At 38.6% G+C, this 15,565-nt stretch carries 7 protein-coding genes and 1 pseudogene; 7 read left to right on the top strand and 1 reads right to left on the bottom strand.

Features of this window, described 5'->3' with window-relative positions; translation table 11 throughout:
- The first annotated feature begins 139 nt into the window (after positions 1-139).
- From REB14_RS06535 to REB14_RS06505, 7 genes are all read left to right on the top strand, one after another.
- Positions 140-1,222, top strand: coding sequence for an efflux RND transporter periplasmic adaptor subunit (locus tag REB14_RS06535; protein ID WP_034693811.1), 1,083 nt, complete (start codon positions 140-142; stop codon positions 1,220-1,222).
- Positions 1,223-1,243: 21 nt separating this feature from the next.
- Positions 1,244-4,435: an efflux RND transporter permease subunit gene (locus REB14_RS06530; protein ID WP_079240571.1), complete on the top strand. Its 3,192-nt coding sequence runs from the start codon at positions 1,244-1,246 to the stop codon at positions 4,433-4,435.
- Entirely contained in the window at positions 4,407-5,864 is a 1,458-nt protein-coding gene (locus tag REB14_RS06525; protein ID WP_309521807.1) for a TolC family protein, read from the top strand. Before REB14_RS06530 ends, REB14_RS06525 begins: the two co-directional genes overlap by 29 nt.
- 273 nt (positions 5,865-6,137) lie before the next feature.
- Positions 6,138-7,781 (top strand): T9SS type A sorting domain-containing protein, encoded by a 1,644-nt coding sequence (locus tag REB14_RS06520; protein ID WP_309521806.1) that lies wholly within the window; start codon positions 6,138-6,140, stop codon positions 7,779-7,781.
- A 4-nt stretch (positions 7,782-7,785) separates the two neighbouring features.
- Positions 7,786-10,635 carry a hypothetical protein gene (locus REB14_RS06515; protein WP_309521805.1) on the top strand — a complete coding sequence of 950 codons (2,850 nt, stop codon included), beginning with the start codon at positions 7,786-7,788 and terminating at the stop codon, positions 10,633-10,635.
- Between the two features lie 10 nt (positions 10,636-10,645).
- Entirely contained in the window at positions 10,646-14,326 is a 3,681-nt protein-coding gene (locus tag REB14_RS06510) for a DUF6443 domain-containing protein (protein ID WP_309521804.1), read from the top strand.
- Between the two features lie 18 nt (positions 14,327-14,344).
- The gene (locus REB14_RS06505; RefSeq protein WP_002984683.1) at positions 14,345-14,698 is read left to right on the top strand and encodes a hypothetical protein; all 354 of its coding nucleotides are present in this window, start codon (positions 14,345-14,347) and stop codon (positions 14,696-14,698) included.
- 701 nt (positions 14,699-15,399) lie between these two features.
- Here REB14_RS06505 and REB14_RS06500 read toward each other — a convergent pair.
- Positions 15,400-15,565, bottom strand: a pseudogene (locus REB14_RS06500) (XRE family transcriptional regulator); the annotation flags it as partial.

Below are 15,565 nucleotides of genomic sequence, written 5' to 3'. Positions count from 1 at the left end.
GTTCTATTTATTTTCTGCCTGATTCCGGGTGGAAAGTACTTGCGTTGTGTATGCCGGTAATCATCACATCGTACTCCTTTTATTACCATTTTTTATTTCTATCAAAACATTAACGATTTATATAAACTCTAGAATTATGATAAAAAGAGTTGCTTCGGGAATTGCGCTGAGTGCCCTTTTGTTGGCGGTTGGCTGCAATAAGAAAAAAGAAGAAAAAGAAGAAGTTACCGTCTATCCGGTGACGTCCCCTGTGGTAATGGATACCGTAATCAACAAAGAATACGTAGCCCAGATTCAATCTGTAAAAAACATTGAAGTGAGAGCTCAGGAAAAGGGTTTCCTTGAAAAAATCTTTGTAGATGAAGGACAATACGTACAGGCAGGACAAACATTGTTCCGTATTATGCCTAAACTGTATCAGGCAGAATTATTAAAAGCAAAAGCAGAAGTAGAACAGGCTTCTATTGAACTGAAAAATGCAAGTACACTGGCAGGAAACAACATCGTTTCTAAAAATGAAAGAGCGATGGCAAAAGCAAAACTGGATGCTGCTAATGCAGAAATGAAACTGGCTCAGATCCACCTTTCATTTACTGATATCAAAGCACCGTTTTCAGGGATTATTAACAGAATTCCCCTGAAATTAGGGAGTCTGGTAGATGAAGGCGATTTGTTGACTTCGTTATCAGATAATACAAGTATCTACACCTATTTCAATGTTTCAGAACCTGAATATTTGAGCTATCAGACTCATGCAGCAGACAGAGGAAGCAATCAGGTTTCTCTGATCACAGCAAACGGAGAAACATATACACAAAAAGGAGAAATTCAGACGATTGAAGGTGAATTTGATAACGAAACCGGAAATATTGCTTTCCGTGCGAAATTCCCTAATCCTGACAAACTTCTGAGAAACGGAGAAACCGGAAAAGTGCAGATGTCTATGCCTGTTCATAATGCATTGATCATTCCACAGAAAGCAACCTATGAAATTCAGGATCAGAAATATGTATTTGTAATTGATAAAAATGGAGTGGCAAAATCCAGAAATATCAAAGTAGCCTATGAACTGCAGGACTTGTATGTGGTAGGATCAGGAATTTCAAAAGGAGATCAGATCCTTCTTGAAGGAGTTCAGAAAGTAAAGGATGATCAAAAAGTGAAAACAAAATTCCAGGATCCTAAGAAAGTTCTTCAATCATTGAAACTAAAAGCAGAGTAGTGGTCTCTAAAGTGAAACAGTATGTTTAAGAAATTCATTCGCAGACCAGTTCTGTCTATAGTAATCTCATTGATTATTGTATTTATGGGAATACTGTCATTGGTAAAACTTCCGGTGACCCAGTTCCCATCCATTTCTCCGCCTAAAGTAAATATCACCGCAGAATATCCCGGAGCTAACAACGAATTGTTGATTAAATCCGTAGTAATTCCTTTGGAAAGAGGATTAAATGGAGTTCCAGGTATGAAATATATGACTTCGGATGCCGGAAATGACGGGGAAGCTTCCATTCAGATTGTATTTGATCTGGGAACAGATCCCAATGTAGCTGCAGTAAACGTGCAGAACCGTGTATCTTCAGTGGTAAATAAACTTCCGCCTTTGGTAGTGCGTGAAGGGGTAAAGATCACGCGTGAAGAACCCAACATGTTGATGTATATTAACCTGTACAGCGATGATCCTAAAGCTGACCAGAAATTCCTTTTCAACTATGCAGATATCAACGTAATGTCTGAATTGAGAAGGGTAAGCGGTGTTGGTTTTGCCGATATCCTGGGAACCCGTGAATATGCCATGCGTATCTGGCTTAAGCCTGATAGATTAACAGCTTATAATATTTCAGCAGATGAAGTAATGGAATCTCTGAATGAGCAGAGTTTGGAAGCTTCCCCGGGTAAAACGGGTGAGAGTTCCGGGAAACGTTCTCAGTCTTTCGAGTATGTATTAAAATATCCAGGTCGTTTCAATAATGAAAAAGATTACGGAAACATTATTTTAAAAGCAAAACCGAACGGAGAATCTGTAAGGCTGAAAGATGTTGCCGATATAGAGTTTGGAAGTTCCATGTATGATATTTATTCCACATTGAACGGAAAACCTTCAGCAGCCATCACGGTAAAACAATCCTATGGATCCAATGCAAGTGACGTTATCAAAAATGTGAAAGCATTGATGAAAGATCTTGAAAAAAATAACTTCCCTAAGGGAATGCATTACGATATCAGTTATGACGTTTCAAGATTCCTGGATGCATCTATGGAAAAAGTAATCCATACTTTGTTTGAAGCCTTTATTCTGGTTGCTATCGTGGTATTCCTATTCCTTGGTGACTGGCGCTCAACATTGATTCCGGCATTAGCCGTTCCGGTTTCATTGGTAGGAACATTTGCGGTAATGTCTGCTTTCGGAATTACCCTGAATATGATTTCCCTCTTTGCCTTGGTAATGGCGATCGGGGTTGTGGTAGATGACGCGATTGTAGTTATTGAAGCCGTTCACGCCAAAATGGAAGAAAAACATCTTTCCCCATTGAAGGCCACCGAAGAAGCTATGCATGAGATCAGTGGAGCAATTATCGCAATTACATTGGTAATGGCATCGGTATTCATTCCGATTGCATTTATGTCCGGGCCGGTTGGGGTATTCTATCGTCAGTTCTCTATTACAATGGCTTCATCCATTATTTTATCAGGGGTAGTGGCGCTTACTTTGACGCCGGCTTTATGTGCTTTGATCTTAAGAAATAATCATGGAAAGGCGAAGAAGAAAACTCCGATTACTATTTTCCTTGATAAATTCAACAATCTGTTTACGAAAGGAGCTGGTAGATATGAGAAGATGCTGAATAAAACAGTGACGAAAAAGACAATAACATTGCCGTTGTTGTTAGCGTTTTGTGCCTGTACATTCTTTCTGAGTAACTCTTTACCTTCAGGATTTATCCCGGCTGAAGATCAGGGAATGATCTATGCCATTATTCAGACGCCTCCTGGATCTACATTAGAAAGAACAAACCAGATTGCCAGAGAGCTTTTGAGGGAATCTGAGGATATTGATGGGGTACAGTCTGTTTCTTCTCTTGCCGGTTATGAGATTTTGACGGAAGGTACCGGGTCAAACTCCGGAACCTGTCTGATCAACCTTAAAAGTTGGGAAGAACGTAAAGAATCCGCTGCGGAAATCATTGAAAAACTGGAAGAAAAAGCCAAAAATATTCCGGGAGCTAATATAGAATTCTTCCAGCCACCTTCCGTTCCGGGATATGGAGCAGCAGGAGGTTTTGAACTTCGTTTACTGGATAAAGCAGGAAGTGGAGATTATCATAAAATGGAGCAGGTAAGTAATGATTTTGTGAAGGAGCTTAAGAAGCGTCCGGAATTGGGATCAGCATTTACATTCTATTCTGCGAGTTTCCCACAATATATGCTGAAGATTGATAATGATCTTGCAGAACAAAAAGGAGTCACGATTGAAAAAGCGATGGATAACCTTTCAACATTGATCGGTTCCAACTATGAAACGAGTTTCATCCGCTTTGACAGACCCTATAAGGTAATTGTTCAGGCCGGTCCTCAATACCGTGCCCTGCCAACAGATCTGTTGAAACTCTATGTTAAAAACGATAAAGATCAGATGGTTCCTTACTCGGATTTCATGAGATTGGAAAAAGTATACGGATTATCAGAGATCACAAGACACAATATGTATAACTCAGCAGAGGTGAGTGGAACTCCTGCACCTGGATATAGTAGTGGACAGGCCATCAAGGCCATTCAGGAAGTTGCGGATAAGACACTTCCAAGAGGTTTTGGTATCGACTGGGCGGGGATCTCTAAAGATGAAGTAAGCCGTGGTAATGAAGCCGTATTTATCTTCCTGGTATGTTTAGGATTTGTTTATCTGATCCTTTCCGCACAGTATGAAAGTTTCATCCTTCCGCTACCGGTTATTTTATCCCTTCCGGTAGGTATTTTCGGAGCATTTTTATGTTTAAAATTATTAGGATTGGAAAACAATATCTATGCACAGGTGGCGATGGTCATGCTTATTGGACTTCTGGGTAAAAATGCCGTGTTGATTGTAGAATTTGCCGTTCAGAAAAAGGCAGAAGAAGGAATCCCTGTGGCAAAGGCTGCTATTGAAGGAGCTGCAATCCGTTTCCGTCCGATCTTGATGACATCGTTTGCATTTATTGCCGGATTGATTCCATTGGTGATTGCAACAGGACCGGGTGCAGTTGGGAACAGAACCATTGGTACTGCAGCAGCAGGAGGAATGTTAATCGGGACTATTTTCGGATTGATGATTATCCCCGGACTGTATTATATCTTCGGAACAATTGCTGATAAGTCACGATTGGCCAGATATGAAGAAGAAAATCCTTTAACAGAACAAACTGAACCTTATGAACATGATGGAAAATTCGAAGACTAAAAATATAATTACAGCCATTGCCTTATCGCTTGTCCTTGCAAGCTGTAAGGCGCCGATGGCGACTGTTATAAAAGACGAGGTAAAAGAAAATATTCCTCAGAACTTTAATCAGGAAGAGCAGCAGGATGCTAACAACAATAGCGGAACAACACCGTGGAGACAGTTCTTTACTGATCCCAACCTTGTAACGCTTATTGAAACTGCTTTAAAAAATAATCAGGAGCTTCTGATCACTCTTCAGGAGATTGAAATTGCTAAAAGTGGTGTTTTAGCTAAAAAAGGGAGATTGACTCCAACGGTTTCTGCAGGAATAGGAGCGGGATTGAAAAAATCCGGCCGCTATACCAGTGAAGGAGCTGGTGATGCTACCACAGAAATAGAACCCGGAAAAGAAATGCCGGATCCTCTTGGGAATTTTGAAGCAGGATTAAATGCAAGCTGGGAAATTGATATCTGGAAAAAACTGAGAACTGAGAAAGAATCTGCAGTGGCCCATTATCTTTCTACAGTGGAAGGGAAGAACTTTGTTTTATCTAATCTTATTGAAGAAGTTGCAGATAATTATTATGAGTTATTGGCGCTTGATAATCAATTGGATATTATACAGCAGTATATCAAGCTTCAGCAGAGAGCATTGGAAATTTCCAAAATTCAGAAAGAAGCGGCTGCGGCAACGGAACTCGCTGTGAAAAAATTTGAAGCAGAACTTGCGAAATCCAAAGCAGCAGAATATACAATCCGCCAGCAGATCACGGAGAAGGAAAATGAAATTAATGCTTTACTGGGAAGATATCCACAGCCAATTGTGAGAACAAAGGAAAACTTTATGTCTACCATTCCTCCCACAGTGTATACCGGAATCCCATCTCAGTTATTAGCCAACCGTCCTGATATCAAACAGGCAGAGTTGGAATTGAAGGCCTCAAAACTGGATGTGGAAGCAGCAAGAAAAGAATTCTATCCTTCTTTGGAAATTTCTGCAACATTAGGATTGGAAGCGTTCAAGCCTTCATACCTTGTTAAATTACCTGAATCGATTGCTTATAATCTTGTGGGCGAGCTGGCTGGACCACTTATTAACAAAAGTGCGATAAAAGCCAATTTTCAGTCAGCAGATGCAAAACAGGTTCAGGCATTATACGAATATGACAAAACCATTTTGAATGCTTATCTGGACGTTGCCAATTTAATGTCAAAGGTGAAAAATATAGATCAGTATTATCAGTTGAAATCACAGGAAACCAAAGCCCTGGATCAGTCTATTGATATTGCCAATCAGTTGTTCCGTAATTCAAGAGCAGATTATCTTGAAGTGCTTTTGAACCAGAGAGATGCTTTAGATGCTAAAATGGAGCTTATCGAAGCAAAACAAAAACAGCTCAGCACTGTAGTCGACATCTATAAAAGTTTAGGTGGAGGCTGGAAATAAAACATCATAATTCTATCAATAAACAGTTAATGTTTTTTGGAAGGGTCAATTCTTTTGAGTTGGCCCTTTTTATTTTTAACACGACATGTTCTGTCGCTGCGGATAGATATTTTTGCATTATAATAAGATAAATTGTAATACAACATAAAGTAAATTTGATTATTAATAGTATGATTTATAGCAGGTTGAAGTATTTCGATTTTCGTATCTTAAAAAGTGTTAAATTCGCTTCGTTTTAATAAACTAATTACTAACTCAAAAAACAACACGGGAATGAAAAAATTCTATCTCGGTGCATTTACCTTATGCACGGTTCTGGGCGCATCTGCTCAGGAAGTGGTGTGGCAAAAAGACATCCAATCCTCTACCCAGGATTTTCTGAGCCAGGTCACCACAACCATTGATCAGCAGTATCTGATCACAGGTAGTTCTATTCAAAGCAATAAACAACAGGCTTCAGGCAGTAAGCAAAACAACGGTTACGATTTTCATCTGGTAAAACTTAACCAGCAGGGACAGGAAGTCTGGGAGAAATATTTTTCAGGACAAAACCATGATTATTTATCTGCTACGGTCACAACACAGGATGGCGGATTTCTTTTAGCTGGAACTTCCTATTCAGGAAAAGGCTTAGACAAAAAAGACGATTCCAAAGGCGGTTCAGATATCTGGCTGATCAGAATCAATGAATTCGGGGATGAATTGTGGCAGAAAACTCTGGGAAGTTCTTCTGATGAAGAAGCAAGATCTGTTATTCAAACTACTGATTTAGGATTCTTTGTGGCCGGAAATATACAGAACTCACCCAAAGGATACGGGTCAAAAGATGTTTCAATTACCCGATTAGACAAAGACGGAAAAGAACTTTCTCAATTAATTTTAGGCGGAAAAGGCTTGGATGAAGTGGAAAAGATGATTCCAACGAGAGATGGAGGTGCGTTACTTGGGATTTATTCGAGGAGTTCCGAGGTTCGTGATTCGGGTTCTGAAAAAGATTCCGGGATGCGAGATGCGGGGTCTGCATCAAACGTTCAAAACCCGAACCCCGTATCCCGAAGCTCGAAACAAACTGAAAACTTTGGTGAAGGCGACTACTGGATTGTGAAATTAGACAAAAACGGAAAGGTAGAATGGGAAAAGAATTTTGGAGGAAAAGGAGATGATCATGTCAGAACTTTGGCTTTAACTTCAACAGGTTTCATCATTGGCGGAGAATCAAGATCAGAAAGATCAGGAAACAAAACCGTAGGCATTGAAGAAGGAACAGACCTTTGGCTGATTGCTCTCAATGAAAGAGGAGACGAGCAGTGGCAAAAATCTTACAATTTCAAAAACAGAGATATTCTAATGGGAATGAGTGTGATTCAGAGCCAAGATACAAGAACCAAGAATCAAGACTTTACAAAAGGAATATTGTTGGGAGGTTATACTCAGGCTGAAGGAAGAATACAAACGGATGATGAAACCTTCTGGATGCTCTATCTGGACCAGAATGGAAATGAGCAGTGGAGAAAACACGTAAAGGGAGAATCCAGACAAAAAGAAGAAAGGCTTTCAGATTTAAAACTCAACAGAGACGGTTCGATTATTCTGGCAGGAACCAGTGCAGAAGAACTCGGAAAAGAGAACTGGAAAATTGTGAAACTGGGCGATAAACAGGTAGATCAGCTGATTGAAAAATACGACATTAAGATCTATCCAAATCCAGTATCTGACTATGCTTACGTAGAAATCGGCTTTGATTTTAAAGATGCTGATATTCTTTTGTATGACATGAGCGGAAGGCAGCTTCAAAGTATAAAAACCAAAAACAGAGTCACAAAGATCAATACCCAGGCTTTGGTACAGGGAGCTTATCTGGTGACGATAAAAACTGATACCAACAAAACGGCGAATGCCAAATTAATTAAGAAATAAACAGATGAGAAGAAAAGTGATACTAGTATCCTTATTGTCCATGATGGCACAAAAGGGATATTCTCAGCAAAGTGTCGGAGATGTTGTAACAACTCCTGTTGCGTCACCGTCCATGGCAGCCATGTCCCGTTATTCCGATGTACCCATGTCATTATCCTCAGGGCTTCCTGAAATCGGCCTTCCTCTTCTGAATGCACCGCTTTCAGATGATACGGCATGGCCAATGGGATTAGGTTATAATACAGAAAGTATTTATCAGTCCGGTACAGCGAGTGATGTGGGAGCAGGCTGGTCATTCTTTGGAGCTGCCGTCATCTATAAAAAGATTATTAACGGACTGGATGAATGCTATGATAATGCAAGTTCTGCCAATTATCTGAAAAATGAATTTGATGATATCTACTACTATAATCTTCCGGGATTATCCGGAAAGTTCACTATAAAAAGGGATATCGTAAATAATACGTTTACCCTGATTAATCTTACCCCTAACCATGTCAAAATTGATTATGTAAGGAACAGTAATACAGCAACTTTTAAAGCAGATAGTTTTACCATTACCGCAGATAACGGATACCAATATATTTTTACAGATTTTGATGCGGCCAGATATAGCTGTGGAGAGTTTTTTATGGGAAATGAATACAAAACAGCATATTACCTTACCCGTATTCTGAATCCTATCGGAGTAGAAACAGCGGCGGTAACCTATGATAAAAAAACAAAATACAAAGGAACCAATAATCAATACTTAATCTTCCAGCAGAATAAAATCAAAAGCATTACCAGCCGCAAAGGGCAGGTAGCATTTGACTATGTATATGATGAAACGCTGGAAAACAAAGATGCCAATGCAGAGGCTACTAGTGATCCCTATAGTTTACAGAAAATATACATGAAAAACCCTGCCGGAGAAACATTGTATTCTTATGCATTTAATTATACCATGCTTTCTGTAGGAACTGCTGCTGCACAGAAGAAAAGGATACTGAATTCTGTTATTAAAAATGATAAAAATGGCACTCCTATAGAAAAAAATACTTTTGTGTACACCTATCCTTCAGGGGATGGAGCATTAAAAAAAATGATATCTCCTACGGGAGGTGTAGCTGAATACAACTATGAACCCGGAGAACTGTATTTTAATTTTAATGATCCTGCATTTCTTGCCGGTCTTGTAGGAACCAGTGAGATATCTTATCCCAATATTCAGTATTTTTCTGCTATTAACAGTGGTACGATTAATACCACACAATCTCTGGTTTATAACTTCAATATCCCGGGAAATCAACAGGTAAAGAAAAACTTCCGATTTGTCCTCAATATTACAGATTATGAACGTCCCGATCCTCCACCACCACCATTCCCACCTAAAGAACATAATCTAAAGATTACCTTAAAAAGAGGAACTGAAGTTATTATTCCCACTTTTACCGTTACTTATGATCTATATAACCAAATATATAATCTGAATGCTTATCCGGGAGATTATACTCTGGAAATCGTGCGTACTGGAGAAGCAAAAGCCAATGGAACTTTCAGCAGTTCGGAAGTAAAGGTATACCCGGGACCTTTCAGAAATGCAAAACCAGTAGGACATTCGAGGATTAAAAATATTAAGTATTATAAAGATATCAATGACACAGCTCCACAGAGAACTGTAAATTATACCTATGATTCTTTTGATCTGCCTGACAGTGCAAGCGGATATTTATTTGAAAATGAGAAAGACAGTGAAGAAGATATGGGGACTACGTATACCCTATATAAAAATGTAAAAGTTTCAGAAGCAGGTAAGGGGTCTGTACGTTATTCATTCAAAAATCCGGATGATTATCCGAAGCAGCAAACCGTAGGAGGATCATCTCCTGAATATTTCTGGCCTTATTACAATATCACCAAAGGAGGACTGCTTTCCAAAAAAGAAAATTATGATGATCAGAATACCCTTCTGACCACAGAATTGTACGATTATGAACTGGATAATTTCTCCGATAACGAATATAGCTTCGTGGCAGGTTCCAAAATGACTTCAAAACCCGCCTACATAAAGAAAAGCATCAACACCAATAAGGCGTTCTATCCTGGAGGGAAATTTTTGGAAAGTAAGTCTGAAACTACAGTCAGCAGTTCTAACTTAAAACCCGTCTATACAAAGATGACTACAGATGGTGACATTGCTGAAAAGACTTATACGTATCCGATAGGGCTGTCTGCTTACCAGAAGTTGGAAAATGCCTACATGACAGGGGTTCCTGTGATTACAGAAGAAAAGAAAAATGGAAAAGTATTGTCCAGAGGAGAAACATTATACAGTAATCCTTCCCTTCTGATGCCTACCTCTGTATTGGCCACCAATATTGCAGACGGTTCTAAGAAGGAAACCGGAACATTTGATTTGTATGATGATAAAGGAAATCTTCAGCAGATAACATCCGCAGTGGGAATTTCCACGACCTTCATTTATGGATATAATAAAACACAACTCATTGCCAAAATAGACAGAGCCAAGTTATCAGACATCCCGCAGTCTGCTATCACGGCTATTGTAAATGCTTCCAATGACGATTATATACAGCCTCAGGGAATGACTGCACAACAGTCAGAACAAAATCTCATTAATGCCCTTGATACGTTCAGGCAAAATCCGGCATTGGCAAATTATGTTGTCACCACCTATACCTATGATCCTTTAGTAGGGATGACGAGTACAACTCCACCATCAGGTTTCAGGGAAATATATGAATACGATGATGCAGGAAGACTGAAGAAGGCAAAAAAAATGGAAAAAGATGCAGGAGGAAATATCTCGTATAAAACTGTAAAAGAATATCAGTATCACAACAAACAATAAGCACCATACCATGAAAAATTTTTTAAATATACTCAGTCTGTTGTTTGTGACATTCAGCTTTGCGCAGACCAATTTAACGGCTTCTGAAAATTATATTTACAGCAAAACATGTCTGAATAACGATTGTACCAAAACTTCAGAAAACGTACAGTATTTTGACAGTTGGGGAAGGCCGGTACAGGGCGTAGCCATTAAAGCCTCTCCTTTGGGAAATGATGTGGTAAGCCATATAGAATATGATACCTATGGAAGACAGGTAAAAGATTATCTTCCGGTACCACAGGCGGGAACACAAAACGGAGCGTTTTACCCCTCTCCGCTTGCCAATGCCTCCTCTTTATACGGTAATGAAAAGATCTATTCTGAGAAACTCGTGGAAAACTCTCCGTTGCAAAGAATACAACAGCAGACTCCTTTAGGAAATGCCTGGAGTAATAATCCTATCATGTTTTCTTATGATGCTAACAAAGATGGTGAGGTCACAAAATATACTGTGACTACCACATGGGTAGAAGGAAGAACAAACAGTATTCTTTCCAATAATGGAAACTACACTGTTAATACTTTAGCCAAAAACATGGTAACCGATGAAGACGGTAATGTTACCATAGAGTTTACCAACAAGCAGGGACAAATGATTCTTGCCAGGAAAATGCTGAGTGCTACCGAAAAGGCGGATACTTATTATGTGTATAATGAATTTAATCAACTCGCATACACCCTTCCTCCGTTGGCTTCTGTTTCGGGTGCGGTTTCTGCTTCCACGCTGGATAATCTTTGTTACCAATACCGCTATGACGGATGGAACAGACTGGTAGAAAAGAAACTACCTGGGAAAGGCTGGGAATATTTAGTGTATAACAAAGCTGATCAAATTATTCTGACTCAGGATGCGGCACTTAAAGGAAAAGGACAATGGTTCTTTACCAAATATGACCAGTTTGGAAGAATTGTTTATACCGGAATTACAAATAATACAGCAAGCAGGGTAACGATACAAAACAGTGCTAATATCAATACTGTTTTATATGAAACCAGGGCTGCAACAGCAGGACTGACCTTAAATGGCATGGCTGTTTATTATACTAAACTTGCCACACCTACCACTGTCAGTCAGGTGCTAAGTGTTAATTATTATGATACTTATCCTGCTGGAACTCCTGCAGCACCCACTCAGGTAATGGGGCAGGATATTCTTTCTCAGGATGCCCAAAACAGTGTGATCAGCACGAAAACCTTGCCTACAGCTACTTATGTAAGGAATATTGAAGATAATGGCTGGACAAAGAACTATATCTGGTATGATACCAAAGGAAGGGCAGTAGGATCACATACCATCAATCATTTGGGAGGATATACCAAAACTGAGTCTGAAATCGATTTTGCAGGACTTATTAAACAAACCAAAGCTTACCATAAGAGGCTGACGGGTGATCCTGAAAAGACCATTACCCAAAATTATGAGTACGACAGCCAGGGCAGACTGCTGGTACACAAACACCAGATTGATAATAATACCGTAGAGATCCTTTCGCAAAACACCTATAACGAGTTTTCCCAGCTTTTAAATAAAAAAGTGGGTGGAACCCAGATATCCCAGCCTCTTCAGACGATTGACTACCAGTATAATATCCGAGGGTGGATGACTCAGATCAATGATCCTGCTAATCTTGGGAATGATCTTTTCGGATATAAGATGAACTATAACCAGGTAGAAGGGCTGGAAACTCCCAATCCTGATTATCCTAATTTGAAGGTGAAGCCAAGGTTTAACGGAAACATTGCCGAAGTATCCTGGAAGACTCTGACGGAAGAAAATGAACCTCTGAAAAGATACAGCTATTCTTACGATGCCCTAAACAGACTTTCTGCAGGCTTTTATCAAAAGGCAGGAAAAGAAACGGCGAAAGAGTATTTTGAAAGTATGGAATACGATCTGAACGGAAATATCACGAGACTGAAAAGATCCGGAGAACTGGCCATTGGAAATACAACAGCTCTGGCCATAGATAATCTGAAGTACGATTACACAGGAAATAAACTGATCAGGGTTACCGATGAGCAACAGAACCCATCAGGCTATCCTTATATGGCTAACCCCGGAACCATAAGATATGATAATGACAGCTCAGATGGAAACGGAAATATGATCAGTCACCCGGATCAAGGTATTTCTGCCATTCAATATAATTATCTAAATTTACCGCAACAAATTACCCAAAACGCTAAAGTAACCCAATATACCTACAGAGCGGATGGTGTAAAGCTAAAGAAGCTCTTTGGAAATATAGAAACAGATTACCTGGACGGGTTTCAGTACAAATCTACCTTCCAAATAGAATCATGGAATGGAGAGGGCGTCTTCCAGTCTGACCCGAATGAGATCCCGGTTTTGAAACTAAGGATCATTCCCACAGCAGAAGGATATTATGATGTACTGAATGAACGCTATGTTTATAACTATACAGATCATCTCGGAAATGTGAGACTTAGTTATACAGACACCAATAAGGATGGGATCATCCAGCCAAGAAGATACAATGCTTCTATGTGTAGTGGTAAATTTTGTATTGATGACTGGAAACCGGGGGAAATTGTAGAAGTGAATAATTATTATCCTTTCGGGATGATGCATAATTATACCGCTACGACGCAGAATGCTTATCAATACAAGTACAACGGAAAGGAGCTTCAGGAAAGTGGAATGTATGATTACGGGGCAAGGATGTATATGCCGGACCTTGGAAGGTGGGGTGTAATAGATCCGCTGGCAGAAACATCCAGAAGATGGAGTACCTATGCTTATGCTTATGACAACCCTGTAATGTTTATAGACCCGGATGGAATGCAGAATGTGTCTGCCTCACAGAGAGAGCATGATTCTGCCTTATTCTGGAATTTTGATCAGAATACGACGTTATATGGAAGCAGCTGGTTTGGCAGTTCTTATGAAAGTGCAGGATTTGGTGGTAATTTAAAAACAATGTCGAATAGTGGAGATGGTGGAGGCTCTGGAGCTATACAAGGACCAAAACCTAATATTTTTAAAAGTATAGGTAAATTCTTTAAAAGAATACTAGGTAAAAGTAAACGTGCTACTATAGGTGTTCTAACTGTTGGAGCTGCTACATTTGAAGGTTTTGCTCCTCCGGTAGAACTTGGTCCAATTGTAACAAGATTGGCGGGTTATGCAAGATTAAGTTTATGGAGTTTACCTTTAATGCTTAATGGAGATAGTGGCTTTTCTGCAAATTCTAAACCGATTACGGGTGCTACTGATATTCCTGTTACAACAACGGCTGATGAATCAGAGCCAGGTGAAATGATTACCTTATATCGAGGAGTTTCGTCGAAAGCTAAAGGCTCTATGTATTTTGAAGCATCACAAGGTATTGCTATACCAAATGGTTACAGACAAGTTGCTGCAACTTGGGGACCTCACAATGACATGGAAGCACATGCCGGAGGAGATAATTTAAGTATCTGGACAAGTTGGAGTACAAGTAAAGAATCTGCTAGAGATTTTGCTACAGGCGTAGCAATGTATGAAAATGGAATTCCAGGAATTATCATTTCTAAACAATTTAAAGTTGGTACAGTACTCCCTAATCCGTATAATCCACAAGAAGCGGAATGGTTAGTTACAGGAGTAGTATATGGAGCGAAAGTTGAGTATGTTTTACCCAGATAAAAATAAAACATCAAAAATATGTTAACTGAAGAAAAAATTTTTAACTTAATTAAAGAGAAAAGAAAATTTTTAGAAACTTTTGAAAACTATAAAGTTAAGATTAGTAATAGTAATAATTTTGAAAGAGAAAATCTGATTGGAGTATATAAAATTAGACAGTATACTGCTACTCGAACAGGAAATAATAAGTTGTCTGATGAAATGGGCACTCTGATCTTAAACCTGGAAAATTATACTGGAAATAAATTAAGATTAGTGAGCTTATTAGGAAAAACATATTATGGAATATATTATTTGAGTGAAAATTTTGATAAAGTTATTGGATATTTAGATAGAGAAATTGATGATAACGAATTTAATTTAATGAAATAATAATCGTTACTCCAAGCTGATTTTTGTACAGCTTATCTCCAAATTAATTAAAACCACTGTTTTTGCAGTGGCTTTTATTCTCTATTCTAAAGAAACCGTTATATTTACCAGTACAGAAATCACCTTGGCAATGCCAGAGTAAGCTTTGCCAAAAACAGCGATGGAGCTATTGAAATGCCCCACTGTCGGAAGAATACTTATTGTGGAAATACTATCAATTCAATATCTATCATGTGTGATGTTGATATATTAATTCAGAATAATAAAAGAGCTTCTGTTAAAAATATAAGATCATAAAAAAATAGGAATTCAATCTGATATTTTGATCTTTGGTTTTTAAATCACACGAAAGGATTCGTACAGCCGCCAGGGATACATTAATGTAAGTAGCCCAAGTAATTCAAATGTAAATATTAAAGCAATTAAACCTTAATATATGAGATTATTAATATATTCTATTATTACATTCGTGGTAATTTATCTTCTGATGTTTTTTTTTATCAATGTCGTATTTAATCTAAATAACACGAATCTAGTTTCACTTGTTTCTATAATATTATTTATAGTAATTTATATTTATTATAGATTTTTTTTAAAAAGAAAATATTAAAAGGAATCCGCGCTCGTGTCCACAAATAAACAAAACCACTGCACAGCAGTGGTTTTTCGTTTTATTAAAAGTGTATTTTTTATAAGCTCTCTTACTTATCAAGCAGCTTTTCCAGTCTGCTCATCATTTCATCCTTTTCCTTCAGCATACGCTCATACAAAGCGATTTTTTCTTCGTGAAGTTTAAGGATAGTTTCTACTGGATTGAATATAGGATTAGTATTATGGGCATTGAATATTGAACCATTATCTMAAGAA

Source organism: Chryseobacterium metallicongregator (genome assembly GCF_031324065.1).
Lineage (GTDB): Bacteria > Bacteroidota > Bacteroidia > Flavobacteriales > Weeksellaceae > Chryseobacterium > Chryseobacterium metallicongregator.
Note: the sequence above shows the minus strand (reverse complement) of the source record. Positions and strands in the feature narration are given on the sequence as shown.

Coding starts and splice junctions, on each gene's coding strand:
- REB14_RS06530 (WP_079240571.1), top strand. CDS start 1,244: ATGTTTAAGAAATTCATTCGCAGACCAGTTCTGTCTATAGTAATCTCA.
- REB14_RS06525 (WP_309521807.1), top strand. CDS start 4,407: ATGAACATGATGGAAAATTCGAAGACTAAAAATATAATTACAGCCATT.
- REB14_RS06520 (WP_309521806.1), top strand. CDS start 6,138: ATGAAAAAATTCTATCTCGGTGCATTTACCTTATGCACGGTTCTGGGC.
- REB14_RS06515 (WP_309521805.1), top strand. CDS start 7,786: ATGAGAAGAAAAGTGATACTAGTATCCTTATTGTCCATGATGGCACAA.
- REB14_RS06510 (WP_309521804.1), top strand. CDS start 10,646: ATGAAAAATTTTTTAAATATACTCAGTCTGTTGTTTGTGACATTCAGC.
- REB14_RS06505 (WP_002984683.1), top strand. CDS start 14,345: ATGTTAACTGAAGAAAAAATTTTTAACTTAATTAAAGAGAAAAGAAAA.